The sequence below is a fragment of the Streptococcus halichoeri genome, assembly GCF_019774635.1.
Lineage (GTDB): Bacteria > Bacillota > Bacilli > Lactobacillales > Streptococcaceae > Streptococcus > Streptococcus halichoeri.
This window is the reverse complement of sequence record NZ_CP081502.1, coordinates 1738132-1757737: the sequence shown is the minus strand read 5'-3', so window position 1 is coordinate 1757737 and position 19606 is coordinate 1738132. Positions and strand designations below refer to the sequence as shown.

At 39.4% G+C, this 19606-nt stretch carries 15 protein-coding genes and 2 pseudogenes; 12 read left to right on the top strand and 5 right to left on the bottom strand.

Features of this window, described 5'->3' with window-relative positions; genetic code table 11:
- Window positions 1-40 precede the first annotated feature (40 nt).
- The 11 genes from K5J94_RS08255 (at window position 41) to K5J94_RS08205 (ending at window position 10966) form a co-directional block, all read left to right on the top strand.
- Complete coding sequence (locus tag K5J94_RS08255; protein ID WP_221912883.1) at window positions 41-595, top strand: GNAT family N-acetyltransferase; 555 nt, start codon at window positions 41-43, stop codon at window positions 593-595.
- Complete coding sequence (gene spxR, locus K5J94_RS08250; RefSeq protein ID WP_221912881.1) at window positions 588-1871, top strand: CBS-HotDog domain-containing transcription factor SpxR; 1284 nt, start codon at window positions 588-590, stop codon at window positions 1869-1871. The genes K5J94_RS08255 and spxR overlap by 8 nt, the downstream gene beginning before the upstream one ends.
- 20 nt (window positions 1872-1891) lie before the next feature.
- Window positions 1892-2752 carry a methionyl aminopeptidase gene (locus tag K5J94_RS08245; protein ID WP_159564192.1) on the top strand — a complete coding sequence of 287 codons (861 nt, stop codon included), beginning with the start codon at window positions 1892-1894 and terminating at the stop codon, window positions 2750-2752.
- Window position 2753: 1 nt separating this feature from the next.
- The gene (locus K5J94_RS08240) at window positions 2754-3716 is read left to right on the top strand and encodes a YihY/virulence factor BrkB family protein (RefSeq protein WP_221912879.1); all 963 of its coding nucleotides are present in this window, start codon (window positions 2754-2756) and stop codon (window positions 3714-3716) included.
- A 21-nt stretch (window positions 3717-3737) separates the two neighbouring features.
- A complete protein-coding gene (aroA, locus tag K5J94_RS08235; RefSeq protein ID WP_221912877.1) occupies window positions 3738-5027 on the top strand; it encodes a 3-phosphoshikimate 1-carboxyvinyltransferase in 1290 nt (429 codons plus the stop codon).
- On the top strand, window positions 5020-5514 hold the full coding sequence (locus K5J94_RS08230) for a shikimate kinase (RefSeq protein ID WP_159564186.1): 495 nt from the start codon (window positions 5020-5022) through the stop codon (window positions 5512-5514). Before aroA ends, K5J94_RS08230 begins: the two co-directional genes overlap by 8 nt.
- A gap of 117 nt (window positions 5515-5631) precedes the next feature.
- Window positions 5632-7038, top strand: a complete 1407-nt coding sequence (locus K5J94_RS08225) for an LCP family protein (protein ID WP_159564184.1) — start codon at window positions 5632-5634, stop codon at window positions 7036-7038.
- 67 nt (window positions 7039-7105) lie between these two features.
- Window positions 7106-8464: a 23S rRNA (uracil(1939)-C(5))-methyltransferase RlmD gene (rlmD, locus tag K5J94_RS08220; protein WP_221912875.1), complete on the top strand. Its 1359-nt coding sequence runs from the start codon at window positions 7106-7108 to the stop codon at window positions 8462-8464.
- A gap of 86 nt (window positions 8465-8550) precedes the next feature.
- Window positions 8551-9069 (top strand): ClbS/DfsB family four-helix bundle protein, encoded by a 519-nt coding sequence (locus K5J94_RS08215; RefSeq protein WP_159592376.1) that lies wholly within the window; start codon window positions 8551-8553, stop codon window positions 9067-9069.
- 548 nt (window positions 9070-9617) lie between these two features.
- Window positions 9618-10439, top strand: a complete 822-nt coding sequence (locus K5J94_RS08210; protein ID WP_231700352.1) for an FUSC family protein — start codon at window positions 9618-9620, stop codon at window positions 10437-10439.
- A gap of 47 nt (window positions 10440-10486) precedes the next feature.
- Window positions 10487-10966, top strand: coding sequence for a GHKL domain-containing protein (locus K5J94_RS08205; RefSeq protein WP_221912872.1), 480 nt, complete (start codon window positions 10487-10489; stop codon window positions 10964-10966).
- Between the two features lie 213 nt (window positions 10967-11179).
- Here K5J94_RS08205 and K5J94_RS08200 read toward each other — a convergent pair whose 3' ends face one another.
- The 4 genes and pseudogenes from K5J94_RS08200 to K5J94_RS08185 all read right to left on the bottom strand — a co-directional run bounded on the left by K5J94_RS08200 (window position 11180) and on the right by K5J94_RS08185 (window position 15658).
- On the bottom strand, window positions 11180-11320 hold the full coding sequence (locus K5J94_RS08200; RefSeq protein WP_159545081.1) for a ComC/BlpC family leader-containing pheromone/bacteriocin: 141 nt from the start codon (window positions 11318-11320) through the stop codon (window positions 11180-11182).
- A gap of 100 nt (window positions 11321-11420) precedes the next feature.
- A pseudogene (locus K5J94_RS08195) lies at window positions 11421-12768 on the bottom strand (bacteriocin secretion accessory protein).
- A gap of 11 nt (window positions 12769-12779) precedes the next feature.
- A pseudogene (locus K5J94_RS08190) lies at window positions 12780-14078 on the bottom strand (peptide cleavage/export ABC transporter); the annotation flags it as partial.
- 227 nt (window positions 14079-14305) lie between these two features.
- Window positions 14306-15658, bottom strand: a complete 1353-nt coding sequence (locus K5J94_RS08185) for a Cys-Gln thioester bond-forming surface protein (protein WP_221912870.1) — start codon at window positions 15656-15658, stop codon at window positions 14306-14308.
- Window positions 15659-15895: 237 nt separating this feature from the next.
- On the opposite strand from K5J94_RS08185, the gene K5J94_RS08180 reads away from it, so the two are divergent.
- On the top strand, window positions 15896-17407 hold the full coding sequence (locus tag K5J94_RS08180; RefSeq protein ID WP_159564835.1) for a helix-turn-helix domain-containing protein: 1512 nt from the start codon (window positions 15896-15898) through the stop codon (window positions 17405-17407).
- A 366-nt stretch (window positions 17408-17773) separates the two neighbouring features.
- Here the strand turns inward: K5J94_RS08180 and K5J94_RS08175 are convergent, their stop codons facing one another.
- On the bottom strand, window positions 17774-19534 hold the full coding sequence (locus tag K5J94_RS08175; RefSeq protein ID WP_221913819.1) for a thioester-forming surface-anchored protein: 1761 nt from the start codon (window positions 19532-19534) through the stop codon (window positions 17774-17776).
- Window positions 19535-19606: the final 72 nt, after the last annotated feature.

Sequence of the window (19606 nt, the reverse complement as noted above, 5' to 3'; positions counted from 1 at the left end):
ATTTTGTTATAATGGATCTAAACTAGGCTTAGGGGGCAATATGGATTACTGGACACAGCTCGCCCGTTTTTCCGTGATTGAGACAGAGCGTCTCATTTTACGGCCATTTACATTTCAAGATAGCGAGGCTTTTTATCAAATTGTAGGGAAACCTGAAAATCTACCTTTTATTTTTCCTGCCTGCCCAGATAAGGTGGCAAGTGATTACCTCTTGACTCATAAGTTTTTAAAGCAACCTTTAGGAACGTGGGCTATCTGTGATAAAGTTAGCTTAAGCTTGCTTGGGGCCCTTTCCTTTGAAAATAGAATCAGCCACAAATCATCAGTTGAGATTGGTTATTTTATTAAGCGACAGACTTGGGGGCAAGGTATTATGACCGAGGCTTTGCGCACGATTGTTTGGTTTGCATTTAACGAATTTGGTTTGCAAGAATTGACTATTTTGACACATTTGGAAAATCAAGCGAGTCAACGCGTTGCTAAGAAGGCTGGTTTTAAAAAGCAAGAGCAGTTTAAAGGAAGTGACCGTTTTACTAAAAAAACAAGGCACTATGTCAGATATCAAATGAAACTAGGTGATTATCACTATGAGTAAACATCAAGAGATCCTCGACTATTTAGAAAATCTTGCTATTGGAAAACGCGTCAGTGTCCGTAGTATTTCCAACCACTTGAAGGTTAGTGATGGAACGGCCTATCGGGCTATTAAGGAAGCGGAAAATCGTGGTATTGTGGAAACCAAGCCACGTAGTGGAACTGTCCGAGTTGAAAAAAAGGGCAAGATGCGCATTGATAAATTGACCTATACAGAAATTGCGCGGATCAGTGATTCTAAGGTCGTTGCTGGGGAGAGCGGCCTGGCACGCGCTTTTAGTAAGTTCTCAATTGGTGCCATGACGCAAAAGAATATCCTTCGCTATTTAGTCAAGGGTGGTCTTTTGATTATTGGTGACCGTGAGGAGATTCAATTACTGGCTTTGGAAAATCGCAATGCAGTCCTGGTGACGGGCGGTTTTGACGTTTCAGAGCATGTCATTGATCGGGCCAATCACTTAAAGATTCCGGTGATGGTGACCCATTATGATACTTTTTCAGTTGCTAATCTGATTAATCAGGCCTTGGCCAATTTCCGAATTAAAACGGACTTGAAAACAGTCGGGCAAGTGTTCATTTTGCCATCAGAATATGGTTACCTGTCGGAAGATAACAGTATTGAGCAGTACAACGGTCTTATCAAAGATACGCAGGAAGTCCGATTTCCAGTAGTAAATCAGGCTAATCGGGTTGTTGGTGTTGTTAGTATGCGTGATGTCGTGGATCATCCTAGCACAACGGCTATTAAACACGTCATGAGTCACAATCCAATCATAGCTAGACCTAATATGAGTTTAGCCAATATTACGCAGAAAATGATTTTTGAAGATTTGAATATGTTGCCTGTAGTAGATGACGCTGAGCACTTGATTGGTGTTATAACAAGACGGCAAGCAATGGAAAATCTCCAACAATCACAACTCTCCCATCTTAATACTCATAGTGAGCAGTTAGCAACCGGTTTAGAAGAAAAGCAGGATTTTTTCCAAACTATTGTTGAAGCAAATATGATTGACAATATGGGCAACTTAACACATGGTGTTATCTCGGAGCTGTTAAAATTGATTACTCATAAAGTTTTCACCCGCAAACACCAAAAAAATATCATTATTGAACAAATGATGTTATACTTTTTACAAGCGTCACAGATTGACGATCACTTAAAAATTTACCCAAAACTGATAACAGAAAATCGACGTAATGGAACTTTGGATTTTGAAATCTATGTTGAGAATACTATTGTTGCAAAAGCCATTGTTACCACGAAATTTAATTAGATAGAGGAGAACAATATTAAATGATAACATTAAAATCTGATCGCGAGATTAAAGCTATGGATAGAGCTGGAGATTTTTTAGCAAGTATCCACATTGGCTTACGTCAGATTATTAAACCAGGTGTGGATATGTGGAAAGTAGAAGAATATGTCCGCCGACGTTGCAAAGAAGAAAATGTCTTACCATTGCAGATTGGAGTTGATGGGACGATCATGGACTATCCCTATGCCACTTGTTGTGCCCTTAATGATGAAGTGGCTCATGCTTTTCCTAGACACTATATTTTAAAAGATGGTGATTTACTAAAAGTTGATATGGTCCTAAGTGAACCTCTGGATAAAGCATCCTTAGATGTTTCGGCACTGGATTTCAATAACACTGCTGCTATGCGAGAAGTAACAGAAGCCTATCAAGGTGGCTTAGCAGACTCTTGTTGGGCTTATGCTGTAGGCACCCCTTCAAAAGAAGTGCAAGATTTGATGAATGTGACACGCGAAGCCATGTATTTAGGCATTGAGCAAGCCCAAGTTGGTAACCGCATTGGTGACATCGGAGCTGTGATTCAAGAGTATGCTGAAAGTCGTGGCTATGGTGTTGTTCGTGATTTGGTTGGCCACGGAGTGGGACCAACTATGCATGAAGAACCAATGGTTCCTAATTATGGCCGAGCAGGGCGCGGTCTTCGTTTGAAAGAAGGCATGGTCTTAACCGTTGAGCCAATGATTAATACCGGCACTTGGGAAATTGACACCGATATGAAGACAGGCTGGATGCATAAAACTTTAGATGGTGGCCTTTCTTGTCAATATGAGCACCAATTTGTAATTACCAAAGATGGTCCGGTCATCTTAACCAGTCAGGGAGAAGAAAGAACTTACTAGAATGGCGCAAAAAAAATTCTTTGAGCGGATCATGGACAAATGGCAGTATGAGCCAATCCAAGCCTTCATGAGACATTTGCAGAGTGCGGAGATGGATTTATCATCTATTGCTGTGGCCTATTATTTGATTCTTACAGTGTTTCCGCTAATTATCATCGCAGCCAATATTTTTCCATACTTAAATATTAATACTAATGACCTTTTAAGTTTTATGAAACAAAATTTGCCGCATGACATCTATCGACCAGCTGCAATGGTGGTGATGAATATCTTTTCTAAGCCTTCTGGCTCGGTTCTTGGGGTTGCAACACTCACGGGGCTATGGACCATGTCAAAGAGTTTAACGTCTTTACAACGGGCAATTAATAAAGCTTACGATGTGACTCAACATCGAGATTACTTAATTGGACATCTCGTTGGCCTTTTTATCAGTATTTTTATCTTATTCCTGCTAACTTTTGTGATGATTTTTTCAACACTTTCAAGAGCTACCATTCAGGTTTTAGATAACCATTATCATTTAAGTGATAATATAACCTCTTTGTTCTTAATTTTAATTCAGCCTGCCACACTGCTGATTATTTTCTTGGGACTGATGGTTTTATATTTTATCTTACCTAATGTCAAGATTCATAAGATTCGCTACATTTTACCAGGAACAGCATTAACCGCATTTGTTTTAACCTTTTTAAGTAATATCATTGCCAATTATGTTGTACGCAATGTCGAGAAAATGGTTGATATTAAAGCTTTTGGTTCGGTTATGATCTTTATTATCATGTTGTGGTTTATCTTTTTAGCCCGGATTTTGATTTTAGGAGCAATTTTGAATGCCACTTACCAAGAGTTAGACCAGGGACATTTGGAAACCCGTAAGGGAGATGTTGCCTCCATTATCAAGAAAACCCTGGGCAATGACAGCACCACACGGGAGGAAAAAAAGTTATCTGATATGCTAAAATAGTACAGGAATGAAGGAGTTATCATGCAATTAATAACCAAGAGTCAGGCCTTACAAGGAACAATTACCCTACCAGGTGATAAATCGATTAGCCACCGGGCACTTATCTTGGGGGCCATTGCCCAAGGCGATACAGAGATTTTAGGTCTACTAGATAGCGAAGACGTGGCGCGCACACAGACGGCCTTTTGTCAGCTTGGGGTGACTATTATTGAAGAGTCCGATAAAGTAATCGTTCAGGGGCGCGGCAGTAAGCAACTCAAAGCTGCGCTAAATCATCAGCTTGATATGGGCAATGCCGGAACTGCCATGCGACTCATTGCCGGTGTTTTGGCTGCTCAACCTTTGACAGTTAGCATGGTTGGCGACAGCAGTCTCTCAAGGCGCCCCATGGACCGGATTTGCTTACCCTTAAATCGCATGGGAGCTCAAGTAACAGGTCAAAAAGATAAGGCTTATCCGCCTTTACGCGTTAAAGGTCAGCCAAATCTCAGACCAATCACTTATGAGATGCCTATTGCTTCAGCCCAAGTCAAATCAGCTATTCTCCTGGCTGCATTGCAAACCAAGGGCGAAACAACTATCATTGAACCGGTGCCTACCCGCAATCATACTGAGCAAATGATTACTTTGTTTGGCGGGGATATTAAGACTGATGGTCATACCATAACAATCCGTGGTCCCCAGACTTTACGGGGAACTCAGATTAGGGTTCCTGGTGATATTTCCAGTGCTGCCTTTTGGCTAGCTGCGGGTCTTCTTGTTCCTGATTCGGAAATCTGCTTAAAACAGGTGGGGATTAATCCCACTCGGACAGGGATTTTAGATGTGATTAGGCAAATGGGTGGAGACATTGAGCTCAAAAACCAGGACAAACAGCAGGAAATGGCTGATATTCTGGTTCGTAGCTCCAGCTTAAAAGGAATAACGATTCAAGGCAGCCTTATTCCCCGGCTGATTGATGAATTGCCCATTATTGCCCTGATGGCCACTCAGGCAGAGGGGCAAACCCTGATTAAAGATGCTCAGGAACTGCGGGTAAAAGAGACAGATCGTATCCAAGTTGTCGCTGATCTTCTCAAAGCCATGGGTGCTCAGGTCACCCCCAGGCCCGATGGTATGATTATCCATGGGCCAACGCCCTTGCACGGTTTTAAAGCAGATGCTAAAGGGGACCACCGGATTGGCATGGTTGCCGCCATTGCAGCACTTTTGGTTACAAAAGGCACAGCTTTTTTAGAAAATGCCCAGGCCATTCAAACCAGTTATCCGCAATTTTTTCATGATTTAGAAAGGTTACAACAACATGGCTAAACTATTATTAGGTTTTATGGGAGCCGGAAAAACCACGATTGGCTCTCTTTTAGATGATCGTTTCATTGATATGGACACTGTTATTGAAGAACGCATTGGAATGAGCATCGCCCAGCTCTTTGCTCTCAAAGGCGAAGCGGCTTTTCGTAAGCTTGAGTCAGAATTACTCCAAGAGCTCTTAAGCACTTGTTCAGATCAGCACATCATTTCAACTGGAGGAGGCGTTGTAATCAGTGAACAAAACCGAACGTTGCTACGTCGCAATCGAAAAAATAATATTTTATTAACGGCTTCCTTTGAAGTTTTGTATGACCGAATCAAAAATGACACAGTTTTTCAGCGGCCGCTTTTTCTTAATAATTCAAAAGAAGATTTCCACGGTATTTTTGAGCGCAGAATGCACCTGTATGAAGGACTATCTGATTTAGTGATTAATGTGGATCATCGGACACCAGAGGAGATTGTGCGTATCATCAATAGCATTTAAGCAGTTAAGCGAGCTCTTTCTTAGCACCGCTTAGGAATGAGCAAGGACATTCACATCAAGTTAGGTTATAATAGAATTATTCAAAAAGATCTAAAATGAAAATAACGTGGATATGATATGACAAGAAATGGAAAAGGTGGCTTAAACCACCATGAAGAATTAAGATATTATTATTTGCTGCGGCATCTAACTTACCTCAGCGATGGCGAAAAACGCGAGTTTCGCTATTTAAAGGCTAAACTGGAGCAGGGGCAAACAGCTTTGACGAGCGATCCCAGCGCAGCTCATTCCCAGAGACCAAAAGGCAGCAGAAAGACACAAGACAATCCTTTTGCTGATTTTGAAGCTGATGACACAGCAGGCTACACTCCAAAAGGTATTATGGCTTATCCGACGGAGCAGAAGCGTTCAATCCGGCACAAAAAACAGCCCGCTGCTGTTGCCCAGCCTAAGAGAACCAGAACTTTTGTTACCCCTGCGTATGACTCAGATGATGGCAGCCCCCGCACTACTAAAAAAGGTAAAAGAAAGTATCGAACTTATTTTAAATGGCTTGCCTGGCTCCTCTTCTTGGTGTTTCTTGGGATGGTTTTCATGTTTGTCAAGGGGATCTTTGATGTCTCTCACAGTACCAAGGATGTTCAACCAGCTATTAAGGAAACCTTTCATGGCCAAGATACCAAAGATGGCACCAATATTTTGGTCCTAGGTTCAGATCAGCGAGTGACCCAGCAATCAACCGATGCTCGGACAGATACCATTATGGTGATCAATGTCGGCAATAAATCTCAAAAAATGAAGATGGTCAGCTTCATGCGCGATACCCTCATCAATATTCCAGGCTATAGTTATAGCGATGAGAGTTATGATTTGAAACTGAATAGCTCTTTCAATTTTGGCGAGCAAGATAAACATCAGGGGGCCGAATTTGTCCGCAAAGCTCTGAAACGCAATTTTGATATTGACTGTAAATATTATGTCATGGTGGACTTTGAAACCTTTGCACAAGCGATTGACACCCTTTTCCCAAATGGTGTAAAAATCAATGCGAAGTTTGCCACGATTAATGGAACAGCAGTCGATCACGTAGAGGTTCCTGATGATTTGCGAATGAAAAATGGGGTGGTGCCTGATCAGACTATCAAAGTAGGCGAGCAACGCATGGATGGTCGAACCCTGCTAAACTATGCTCGCTTTCGTAAGGATGACCAAGGTGACTATGGTCGCACAGTACGCCAGCAGCAGGTCATGTCTGCGGTCATGCAACAGATTAAAGACCCAAGTAAATTATTTACCGGCTCAGCAGCAATCGGTAAGATTTATGCTTTGACTTCGACCAATCTCTCCTTTCCTTTTATTGCTCATAAAGGCTTAAGCAGTGTGACAGCTGGTAAGGGTGTAGAGCGGGTCACTATTCCCCAAAACGGGGACTGGGTTGATGAATATGATATGTATGGAGGACAAGCCTTGGCCATTGATTATGCAAAATACCAAGATCAATTGGCACAATTAGGCTTACGCTAAAATGTGATATAATAAGGAGTAACGCTAGTTACTCTTTTTGAGTTGCCCCCTAGAAAAAGGAAAACGTATGTTAAGAAAAAATGATATTGTAGATGTGGAGATTCAGGATCTGACTCATGAAGGTTTAGGTATCGCCAAATATGACGGCCTTGTCTTCTTTGTTGAAAATGCCCTGCCCGGGGAAAAAATCCAGATGCGTGTCTTGAAAATCACTAAAAAGATTGGCTTTGGTAAAGTGGAGAACTTTTTAGAACTCTCGCCTAACCGCAATCAAGGACTTAATCTGGCTTATTTACGCACAGGGATTGCTGATATTGGGCACCTAGCTTACCCCCAGCAACTGATGTTTAAAGCGAAGCAAGTGAGTGATGCTCTTTATAAAATAGCTAAGCTGCCAGATTTTGCAGTGTTACCAACCTTGGGGATGGATCAGCCCTATGCTTATCGCAATAAGGCACAAGTTCCTGTCCGTCGTGTCAATGGTCAACTAGAAACTGGTTTTTTCCGGAAAAATTCCCATGAGCTCATGCCAATTTCTGACTACTTGATTCAAGATCCAGAGATTGATCGCCTAATCAACTTTACCAGGGACTTACTGCGTCACTATGACCTGAGCCCCTATAATGAAATCGAAAAGACAGGACTTATCCGAAATGTAGTCGTGCGTAAGGGCCATTATTCGGGTGAAATGATGCTGATTCTGGTCACTACCCGACCCAAACTCTTTCGAATAGACCAAGTCATTGAGAAAATTATTGCAGCCTTCCCAGCAGTGGTATCCATTATCCAAAATATCAATGACCAAACAGGCAATGCCATTATGGGAAAGGATTATCGTACTCTCTATGGCAAAGCAACCATCACTGACAGCATGCTTGGCAACCAGTATGACATCTCAGCACAGTCCTTTTACCAAGTCAACACCGTCATGGCTGAAAAACTTTACCAAACAGCGATCAATTTTTCTGACCTTGCGCCAGATGATATTGTCATTGATGCCTACTCAGGTATTGGCACCATTGGCCAGTCCTTGGCAAAGCAAGTCAAGCACGTCTATGGCGTTGAAGTAATCGCTGCCGCAGTTGAGGATGCTAAGAAAAATGCCAAGCGTAATGGCCTCACGAATGTGACCTATCTTGCTGCCGCAGCTGAAACAGCAATGACCCAATGGTCTCAAGAAGGCGTAAAACCAAATGTGCTAATCGTTGACCCGCCGCGTAAGGGGCTAACCGAGAGCTTTATCCAAGCAAGCGCAGCCATGGCACCAGAAAAAATCACTTACATCTCTTGCAACCCAGCCACCATGGCGCGTGACATCAAGCACTACCAAGAACTGGGCTACCAGTTGACCAAGGTGCAGCCTGTGGACTTATTCCCGCAAACGCATCACGTGGAGGTAGTGGGATTATTGGTGCGAGAGGGATGACAATGAAGCAGGAGTTGTTTTTTGCCTAAAAAGTTAGAGCAAAAATCTAGTAAATGAAGGTCAGCACAGCTGTGAGAGGTGGTTTTATGAGAGCATACAAAGATAAAGACGAACTCAAAGCTGAAATAAAAAAATCATTTGAGAAATATCTTTTAGAATTTGATACTATTCCAGAACGTTTAAAAGATAAGAGGGTTGATGAAGTCGATAGAACTCCAGCAGAAAACCTTGCTTATCAAGTGGGGTGGACAAGCTTAGTTCTTAAATGGGAGGAAGACGAAAAAAAGGGGATTCCTGTAAAGACTCCATCAGATAAGTTTAAATGGAATCAACTTGGCGAGTTGTATCAGTGGTTCACAGATACTTACGCTCATTTATCATTGCAAGAGTTGAAAGCAACCTTAAATGAGAATATTAATTCTATCTATGTCATGATTGATTCGTTGAGTGAAGAAGAATTATTTAAACCACATATGAGAAAATGGGCTGATGAAGCGACTAAAACAGCCACTTGGGAAGTATATAAGTTTATTCATGTAAATACAGTTGCACCTTTTGGAACTTTTAGAACCAAAATCCGAAAATGGAAGAAAATAGCGCTATAAATTACAGTTTTTTAAAGAGAATATCAGAAGTTTTGAGGGCTAAATTTTCAAGATAATTTCTAGGAATCATAGAACTGGAAGTAAGGCTGGGAAACTAGTGTGACAGCTACAGAACATAATTTTAGATCAAGTCCTGTTTTTAGGCTCATTGTCAACACGAGAAGGTGACAGTGAGCTTTTTTTGTGGTATAATGAATTGAGGACATATTCATATCTTTTTATACTTGTTTAGCGACTTTTAGTATATTAGGCGAATATATCTTTTTTTGTACACTTCATTTACAATGCGGGAATTTTAGAAAAGAGTTTTTTATAATAAAAATATGAAATATTTAAAACATTTAAAGTCTTACTTTACTCTCACAGAGGTTAATGATAATCCCTTTCGCTCAATTATCTTAATGCTCGCTATATTGATTATTCTATTAGTGGGCTACTTCAGTAACAGTTATTCCGTATCTAGTATATCTTCCATAGGTCTATTCACCTTATTTTATTATCGAAATATTCCTTCAAAATCCTTGATGAAATTTTTAGGAATTATTGGAGTGACTTTATTATTAGCTTTTGTCTTAGGTCTCCTATCTACTATATCGCCATGGTTATCACCTATTGTTGTTGGAATTGTTGCCTTTATTAGTCGTTTATTGACACGACTATATAATATCCATAAACCTGGAGCTTTATTTTATGTAATGGTTTGTGCGATGGGCGCAAGTTTGCCTCTTCCGCTATCGAAGATTTTTGGGGTAATTTGCTTTTTTACTCTCGGTATTTTTTTAAGTTTGCTTGGCGGATATGCTATTAAACGCTTAGATAAACGGAAAGAAATACGTTTTTTAGATAAAACGTTCACCGAAGCTTTTGAACAAGATGCTATTGCCCTTGTTGATGCAGTATTTTACAGCATGGCTCTATTTTTAACAGTTTATATTAGCCACGCTTTAGAATTAAATAAGCCTTATTGGGTAACAATGGCTTGCGCTTCTATTCTATTAGTTGAAAATCTTGAAGCGATGAAAAAGCGTCATGTTCAGTATTTATTAGGTGCTTCACTAGGTTTAATCTTATCTATTTTTTTATTGCAGCTAAACATCAGTGGATTATTATTGGTGTTAATGATTTCTTCTTTATATGGCCTATCCCAATACTATGTAGTGCGTAATTATGCCGTTGCAAATATTTTTATCAATCCTATGACTATTTTATTATCAACACTAGTGAGACAGACAGATTCAACATCGTTGATCGAGCTTCGATTTGTTGGGATATTATTAGGTAGTTTTATTGGTTTAGGAACAGCTTGGATAATGAAGCAGACATTAAATCACTATGTAACCACTTTATCTGAAAAAGATGGGCATAAGTAATCCTTTTTGAATGGTGATGCTGTTATTGAGAGCATTATCTTTTCGATTTGCTTTATAGAATTCACAATTTAGACTTGTGCAGTCAAACTCTCAACTTAATCGCTATACTAATGTGTGGCGATTTTTTATCTACCACGGCTCAAAGTTTATTTATTCCGGTTTCTTTAGAAATAGAAAAGCCAATCTTGCTAAGAAATATGGAACAGATTGATTTTTTAACGGTTATTTCTATATTATTCGATAATGCATTGGAGGCAGCGGCAGAAGCTACAGAAGATGCTGGGATCGTCATTTGTTTCTTTGAAGATGCTAGAAATAAGAAGCAAATTTTTATTATTCAAAATGCGACAAAAGAAAAACAAGTGGATGTTAGCTTAATTTTTAAAAGAGGAATATCCTCAAAAGGAGAAGAAAGAGGGATTGGATTATCTAATGTTAAGAATATTTTGAAATCATATCCAAATACGTCTTTGAGAACTCTAAGTGATCATTTTATTTTCCAACAGATTTTAGAAATAGAAATATAAAAGCCGTCTGTTCCTCAGTGATTAGAAATAATGACTAATAAAAACAATCACTAATAAAAACAATCACTAAGGAACAGATGGTTTTAAGTAACTCACTAAGAGTACCCTCTCAGTTTATCAATGAAAATGAGGACATTTTGATTGTTTTAGCTACGATCTTAACTAAGGAAGTTGATATTGGTTACATCTTTTAAAGGTTGATAATTTCAGCGTTTACGATGCTATGGCTTTTCTTTTAGCTTTGCCCATTATTTCGCCTAGAATACGTGTAACAAAGCTATTTCCGCCTTTAACTGTTCGTAACTCGGCCTCAGAAAGAAGGGAAAAGTTAGTTATACTTTGTTTTTTGTCCATTTTAAAAACTCCTTTTAGCTTATAATCTTATTATATTAAAAATGTGCCGAATTAGCTTAGCGATTCCTAAAAAGGACATTTTTCATCATGAAATGCCTATTTAGAAATTATTTAAAATCTTATCCTTATAATAATCAAAGTAGGTTTTCTTTGCAATGATACTTGTTACACGCCCTTCAAGACCGTATTGCACATGGTTGCGTTCTTTTTCAGGCAACTGAGCAAGCGCTGTAATTTTAAAAAGATTACCTTGCTCAGTTTTTGTAGCCGTTTGAGCAATTGATTGAATCTTTCCGACAACTGTAACGGCTTGCTTTCCTACTTTCTCAAGGCTCAGGCGAACAATCTGGCCCTCTTGTAGAGAGGGGAACATATTCTGATGTGACATAATAGGTAATGAGAACCTCTTTGATGTTGGCAAGGTTTGGATAAATTTGCGCAATTTCGCTTCCACTTGGAATAAGATTTTTCCCTTCAAATTCGCTATTTAAGTGGACAATGCCTGTTTCTGGAGCTGTGATTGTATTATTTTTTAGTTGCACGTCAGCTTGTTCAATTTGAGCTTTAAGTTCAGTTAGTTGATTGTCAACGGTAGTCAGTTGCTGGGAAGCAGTCTGTAGGAACTGCGTTCGTAGAACTTCCACCTTTGTCTCAAAACTGTTGTCATAGGTCGCAACACTCCCTGTACTTGCTCTTTGGATGGTTAAGCTACCGATAGAGGATTCAAGAGCTGAGATGCTTTCCTTGATTTGTGAAAGGTATTGGTTTTCCGATGCAGCATCTGGATGTTGTTGAGCCTGAGCTAAATAACGCGTCAATCTTGCTTGATGAGGGTTGCCTGCTGATAGCTTTGCCGTTTTAGTGCTGATAGCTTGATAAAGCTCTTCATATTCGGTGATTTGTTGATAGAGATTATGCATTTGACTCTCAATGGCACTAGCAGTCTGACTAGCAATTGTAGCTTGATGATTAACTTCGGTATTAGTCTTTGAAATACCTAACTCAAGGTCTTGAACCTGTTTGATAAAGTTGTTAAAGGTACTGATATAGCCAAATTCATCCTCTCCTGTAAAAAGCTTTGTGCCTTGCTTCAGGCTTTTTTTGAGGGTTTCAAGCGCTGACTTTTGTCTCCTAAGCTTTTCGAAAGCTTTTTTTTGAGCACTTTCCCCGGTCTGTGCATATTGAATGATGCTATCCCCTTTTTTGACCAGCTGATTATTGATGAGTTTATTAATTGTGATTGGATTATTGCTAGTTGATTGGATTGAAGCGATGACTTTAGTTGGTCTAATCTCCCCTCTTGACGTGACGGTTACCTCTTTTTGGGCCAAGAGAGAAAAAAACAGAAGAAAACTCACCAATAAAGCGAAGGGAATTATCAAGAGTGTCGCAAAATTATGGTAACGTCGCTGATAAAATTCAGCACTTTTAAACAAATTGGGGTTCATGATAATGCTCCTTACTTGCTAAATAAATGATGGTAAAAGCCTTGTTTAGCCATTAATTCTTTATGTGAACCAACCTCAATAATCTTCCCCTGATCAAGGACAATGACTTGGTTGGTTCGCTCCGCTATACTGAGCCGGTGCGCGACAAAGATAATGGTCTTATCTGCCACGGCCATAAGGTTATCAATGACTTTTTTCTCAGTCAGCACATCAAGCCCACTGGTTGCTTCATCAAGGATCAAAACAGGTGCTTTGGTTAAAAGAGCTCTAGCAAGGGCAATTCGTTGCTTTTGTCCTCCAGAAAGTCCAGCTCCATCAGAAAGTTCTGTGTGATAGCCCATCGGCATCTGTTCGATGTCTTTTCTAATTTCTGCCAGGTCACATGCTTTTAGAATATCCTCTTGGCTAATCGCTTGATTAGCACCAAGTGTCAGATTTTCCAAGATTGAACCACTAAAGATATAGGCTTGTTGAGGAAGATAGTTGATGTGTTGCCGCAAAATCTTTTTATCTATTAGTTTAAGATCGTGCTGCTTGAGGGCAATTCGTCCCTTGTAAGGCTCAAAGAAATTGACAATTATTTTTGCTAATGTTGTCTTACCCGAGCCACTAATACCGACTAGACTGACCTTGTCTCCTTTTTTAATGGTTAACTGGATGTCAGATAAGGTATCAGGCCCAAAACCATATTTATAGGACACACCTTCAAACTCTATATCGCCATGTAAGCATTGAGTGTTGGTCAATGGCTGTGCATCTTTGAATTCAGACTCAACGAGATAAACTTCATTAAGTCGGTTATTAGCCACCTTGGCAGATTGTAATTTAGTTTGTAGGTTGATGATATTTTCCAAAGGATTGGTAAAGTAAGATAACAGGGTATTAAAGGTGATGAGTTGTCCAATGGAGATTTCTCCTTTTATAACGCGTTGAGCTCCAAACCATAAGATAATAACGTTTAAAACCAGCTGTGCCCCTTGTTTGAGGCTACTTTGCAAAATAGAGTACTGGCTGAGTCTAAAGGACTTATCCAGGTAATCTACAAAGTCACTATCAATTTTCTGGTAACAACACTCTTCGCTAGTCAGTGATTTAATCGTTTCGATCCCATTAATATCTTCGATAATGGCTGAGCTGACCATGGAATTACTCTGCATGACAGCGTTATTCATCTTCTCAAAGGGCTTCATAAAGGTAAAAATGATAATGATGTAAATAGGAACTGAAATCAGCGAGAGAAGAAAGAGATTGGTATTTTGTACGAGCAACGCACTGCCGACAATTATCAAAATAGAGACATCTAGAAAAGAGACAAAAGGCGTCTTGTATTTAAATCAAAGCAAATCAAAGCAAATCATTGTTTCGCACCTACGGAGCGAAACGAACTAAAGCCACTAATAAAGAGAGGCTCCATAAGGCCAGTTGCGGTCTTATGGAGCCTCTACAGAAATAATAGAGCTTTCCCAAAAGAAGTTTGTCTTTAATTAAAGGTGTGAGCAAGTTATTTTGAAAGTATTGTTACGAGTCAGCTATTTTATTATTTCGTTTTAAACTTTCTTTTAAAAAGAGGTAATAAGGGAATCAATAAAATAGTTACGGCACCCATGAGACTGAATAAACCTAATTGTTTTTTCTCTTTTGTTTGTGGTAAGGTGACCTGTTTGCTTATTTTGTTGTTGAGAGTGTTATGATTTGGCTTTTGGATACTATTGATGTTACTGATATTACTGATATTGTCTGCTTGGCCGACCATTTCTGATTGAGGATTCCCAAAGGTTGTAATTGGTTGACCTTGGCTACCTGCCATAATATCAGAAACCTTCGTTGTTCTCTTACGTGTTTGGCAACCCATGTTACTTAATAGGGCATCATAGCTTTGCTCTCCCATTGATTTATTGTTGGGTTGACGGAACATTGGACTATTGCGGATGCCCCTTTTAAGACCAAAGCTGGTAGATTTTCTTGGCAGATAAATTCGATCACCACCTATAATCATTCTCAAATCAGCTGCTGTTAGTTCTTTATATTTTGGCATATGCTTTTTAGGAATCTTAGGACTATTTAACTCAAAATGCATTTTAGGTTTGGCCTGCTCATGCCCGGTTTTGCGGAATGCTACAGACTCTGGGTATTTAAATGTTCTTTGCTCAGCTTTTCTGAACAGACCAGACGTTGCTTGTAGTTGGCTAGGCTTTTCTTTTGGAGGCATTACCCTAGTTCTCAAAATATTTTGGCAGTGTTTTCTTTTTCCTGGTTTTTGATTTGCCCTTTTCGAGCCGTCAGATGTTTGATTGGTTGTAGTTGGCGGTGCATGTGTAGCTCCATGAATTAAATAGTCAAATGCGGCTCTCTCTTTCTTGCTAAGTTTTGTAGTAAGAATAGTATCTGGGTCTTTTAAATGATGACTAAAATGCCAAAGGGCTAATAGGGTTACTTTGTGACTGGATTTTTCGTCAAGACCTTTTAGCTTTTTAACAGTTGGATAGCCCCTTTGTAACACAGATATGAGTGCTTTTTCCATAGCGCTCGCTGTTTTTGTTCGATTAGCCTTTTTCCTAACCGTAGCTGGCAATTGTGGGCTTTTTTTGACTAATAGCCTATTGAAGAAGGCTTTATCTTGTCCTCCTTGAAAGGTTTTTTGGTCTTTTTTACTATCTGGATGGTGATGAGGTTGCTTAAAATAATACACAACATAGTGAGCTTTCGAGGAGTGCTTTGGGGCATGTGTCAGTGCTGGTTGTAATAAGAAGGATGACTTAGCTTTTGTCCCAAGGTCATGTCTAAAATAGGGTTTGAGCCTGAGATAGAGACTTTCTTTTGTGACGTTTGCTGGAAGTACAAGGTATACTGGGGGAGTAAGCAGTATTTTTATTAATATTTTTCTTTTCATTCTATTATTTTACTCTCCTTATTATAGTATTATTAACAAATTTGTAATAGAAATAGTTTACTTTATTGAAAAATGGGAATCAATATATTAAGAGTGATTTGCTTATTGTTTTTCAACTGAGAATAGTCTATAATGTAATAATAAATGTTTGAATATTTAGAAAATACAAAATTTACTTGAATTTTCAAACAAAAGATATTATATTAAAGAGAGTATGATTTATTTTAGGAGAATGCTTTGCTTGAAAATTATGTCGAAAAATCGATTAGTCGTCAGATTATAATGATGAGCTTATTATTTGATAAAAAAGTGCTTCCGCTAGAAATGATTCAATATAAGACAGGCCTATCACCGTCTAAAATTAAAGACTGCATCAAGCGATTAAGTGAACTATTTGAAGGTAAGATTAAATTTAAATGTGATAAAACGAAGATCAGCTGTATAATCTTGTCCAAAGAGCCTTTTGATGCCTTTCATATGATCTATAGTCAATCCATTAGGCTGCAAGCCCTTAAATTTTTACTACCAGTCGCTCCCAAGAATAGGATCAAATCAGTATCTCGTTTTGCTAAGGAACATTTTATTTCTACGCCATCAGCTTACCGTATTATTCAATATATGGTTCCTTTTATAGAAGAATGTGGTTTTAAACTAGAAGACAATAATATTGTAGGCGAGGAGTGGCGTCTGCGTTATCTGATTGCTCTTTTGCATGCTAAATTTGGGATTATTACCTATAATATTTCTGATGAGGATTTACATTTTATCCATGAATTTGTCTTTTCTACTAAGCGTAAGAAGAGTCCACACCCTTTGTTGGATAAGAAATACTTATTCTTTGATGTGTTATTAACCTTATCATGGAAACGCAGGGATTTTACTGTTGCAATCCCCCACCAACCCATTTTTACAAAGTTAAAGGAACTGTCCATATATACTTATTTTGACCTTTTCTTCAATGAAAAAGGCAGGGCACTCTTGAATGTGGATTTCCCAAACCATGAGATTGACTATATTTTTCTAGTGTACTTAACAGTCAATAATGCTTTGGTGATAACAGAATTTTCTGAAGACGATTTTGCAAAGCTATTTCCCATTATCCAAGAAGATCGCCGCTACGGCGAATTGCTGACGGAGCTAAGCTTATTGTTTAAGCAGTATATTGTCTTTGATCGCAACTGTATTCGCACTCTATTACCTTATATTCGTAAAACGTTATTTGATTTGCAGTGTTTTATTCCTTCAAAGTACTATTATTCAGCAGAATACCACGGGAACCAAAAACTGCTTGAGCGCTTAACCTTACTGATTAATAATTGGATCAAAAGTAACTCAGGAGGAGGCAATCTAACCTCTGCCAACTTACATTTATTGTGCCTGCGCTTAGAGCAGCTTATCAAAGAGAATCTCCCGCCTCTAGTAATAGCAGTAGTGGAAATTAATAAAAGGAATATGGACATCCTGTATAGTTTAGTCTTTCAGTATGCTCATATCAATCAAGTTAAGGTTCAGTCATTTAACGTTTTATTAGATTCGTACACATTTGACGAACAAACCACGGATTTGATTATTACAACAGCAGAATTAACGTCTTTTATAAAGGAACGGTTGAACTTAAGTCAAAGGACAAAAGTCATGGGGCTTAACTTTGATTTTATTGATGCTCAATCAGATGATGTACTAGAGGTTATACGAGAGCTAAGGAAACAGCAATTTCAAGATGCCATCAATTGTATCCTAGATGATTAGAGAAAAAAGATTGTAGGAGGCGCACAGGACACAATGGCCATAGGGTATGGCCTAAGCTAGCGCAGCTAAAGTCAGCTCAGCTAGCACTTGCCAAATTTGTGGCTGCTGGTCTGACAGGGACCAACAGACGGTAGATTGTTAAAGGAAATCTAAAGCAAGCCATAAGAAAGTTGTCACAGCCTGAACAAACAGAGCTTGTAATATTTGGCACACGTGATATTGGGTGCTTACCTTGCACACAAGCCTACCAACTAGTGAAACGCTGCACATGGGAACAAAAAAAGACAAACGTCAAAAATGAGGTTTGTCTCGTTTCTGTATCTGCGAAAGCTATACCACAAAAGTACTGTTAAGCTTGCATTACTTTTAGTTATTATCCTTAAAGGGGTATTTGAAAATAGCTCGTAAGGAAATGAGTAAGAGAATTACTGGCATTAGGAGGCTTAAAGGCAAATGCTTTTGATCTGACGTTTGAGGTAAGCGTCTCTCCTTACCAGCTTGCTTTGTGTCGCTATCAGCTGTTGAATGCTCAGCGTCTTCAAGAGTTGTTAATGGGTCGCAGGAGCCAGACATACCTGCTGAGCTATGTTCAGAAATATCGATCACGTGACCTTGTCCGCCTAGGATAACATCAGGTTGTTTGGTGTCGTCAGTCTCAGTGATATTGCCGAACTGGCCGCTCATCCCAGAGAGTCTTTCTTCTGTGTTGATTACCTGATCTTGTCCGCCTAGGATAACATCAGGTTGTTTGGTGTCGTCAGTCTCAGTGGCGTTACCAGACTGGCCGCTCATCCCAGAGAGACTTTCTTCTGTGTTGATCACCTGATCTTGTCCGCTTAGGATAACATCAGGTTGTTTGGTGTCATCAGTCTCAGTGATATTGCCGAACTGGCCGCTCATCCCGCCTTGGGTAGACTCAGATGTTTCAATAGGTTGCCCTTGGCTGCCCATTATGACCGTTGGTTTTTGCGTATCTTCGGTTTCTGTTTGGCTAGCGCAGGAGCCAGACCTGCCTTCTTGCGTGTCTTGTGTTATTTCAATGGTTGGGGTATGGCCGCCTGTTTGTCCAGCTTGCTGCGTTTCCCCAGCTTCCCCAGCTAGTTTACCTCCGTGGCCCATGATATGAGGAATCTTAGAATCTTCTGTTTCAATTAGAATCTCTGACTGGCCAGGGTATTTTTCAGTGCTATTATGGTTTTCAGTGATTAGAGGTGACTGCTCGCCTTCAAGACCTTGTAGGGGGCTATCATTTTTACCCCAAATACCAGGCATTTGCGGAGCACCAGCCCCCCTTTCCCCAGCAGGATAATGAGTATCTCCGGCTAAGTCAGCTAAACCACCTCCTTGTCCTATAATAGGAGTATTGCTTTCTTCCAATGTTTCAACGCTTCCTACACCACCTGAAATGATACCGGAAAGGTTGTCCTCTTCGAGTAAAAGAAGATTACTATGAATTTCTGTTTCAGAAGCTGGTATTTTAGGTATCAAAGTCGAACCGAGCAGGTTTTGGTATCCTTTTTTTCCTGAGGTCATAGTTCCTTCTTTATAAATATAAATATTTAGAGTCATTTCCGAAGGTTCTTCTTTTTCTCCAGCTACTTTCCCTTTTTCAACTAAATTATTATAGGCATTTTGTTCATCTTCACTTAAGCTATACTGACTGATATTGTTAAGGCCGTCTGTAAAGTACCAAATAGCCAATTGAGTCACTTTTCTACTTGAATCATCATCTAATTTTTCAAGCTTACCAGTAGGATATCCACTGCTTAAGACTGATAATAAAGCTGCTGCAGGGTTTTTTATATTTATCTTACTGTTTAATTTTCTAAATAACTCATTGGTTCCTTGTTGTTTGCTGTACTCAGGTAACGAGTATTGCATTTTTGTTGGATCCGTATATACGGATTCCCAAGCCTCTGGCCACTCTTTATCTCTGTTAAAACAATACACCACATATTTGGCTTCAGTGCTTCTCGTTGAGCTGACCTTTGGTGTTACGTATAAAAAGAAAGGTGATTGGTCTCTTGTTCCATCATTCCACCCGTAATAGTCCTCTGCCCAGACTTGTAAGCTTCCTCCGGCAGAGCTTATGGAAAATATAAAGCATGCTGCAGAAGCAGCCAGCATTTTTCTTAATGATATAGCCTTCAATGAGTTCCCCCTCTGTCCCCTTTACGATTGTTTATAAACAGACCTAGT

What these genes read in the sequence shown, in the direction of transcription:
- rlmD (WP_221912875.1), top strand. Translation starts at nt 7,106, where the DNA reads ATGTTAAGAAAAAATGATATTGTAGATGTGGAGATTCAGGATCTGACT.
- K5J94_RS08225 (WP_159564184.1), top strand. Translation starts at nt 5,632, where the DNA reads ATGACAAGAAATGGAAAAGGTGGCTTAAACCACCATGAAGAATTAAGA.
- K5J94_RS08185 (WP_221912870.1), bottom strand. Translation starts at nt 15,658, where the DNA reads ATGAAAAGAAAAATATTAATAAAAATACTGCTTACTCCCCCAGTATAC.
- spxR (WP_221912881.1), top strand. Translation starts at nt 588, where the DNA reads ATGAGTAAACATCAAGAGATCCTCGACTATTTAGAAAATCTTGCTATT.
- K5J94_RS08215 (WP_159592376.1), top strand. Translation starts at nt 8,551, where the DNA reads ATGAGAGCATACAAAGATAAAGACGAACTCAAAGCTGAAATAAAAAAA.
- K5J94_RS08240 (WP_221912879.1), top strand. Translation starts at nt 2,754, where the DNA reads ATGGCGCAAAAAAAATTCTTTGAGCGGATCATGGACAAATGGCAGTAT.
- K5J94_RS08230 (WP_159564186.1), top strand. Translation starts at nt 5,020, where the DNA reads ATGGCTAAACTATTATTAGGTTTTATGGGAGCCGGAAAAACCACGATT.
- aroA (WP_221912877.1), top strand. Translation starts at nt 3,738, where the DNA reads ATGCAATTAATAACCAAGAGTCAGGCCTTACAAGGAACAATTACCCTA.
- K5J94_RS08200 (WP_159545081.1), bottom strand. Translation starts at nt 11,320, where the DNA reads ATGGACAAAAAACAAAGTATAACTAACTTTTCCCTTCTTTCTGAGGCC.
- K5J94_RS08245 (WP_159564192.1), top strand. Translation starts at nt 1,892, where the DNA reads ATGATAACATTAAAATCTGATCGCGAGATTAAAGCTATGGATAGAGCT.
- K5J94_RS08175 (WP_221913819.1), bottom strand. Translation starts at nt 19,534, where the DNA reads ATGCTGGCTGCTTCTGCAGCATGCTTTATATTTTCCATAAGCTCTGCC.
- K5J94_RS08255 (WP_221912883.1), top strand. Translation starts at nt 41, where the DNA reads ATGGATTACTGGACACAGCTCGCCCGTTTTTCCGTGATTGAGACAGAG.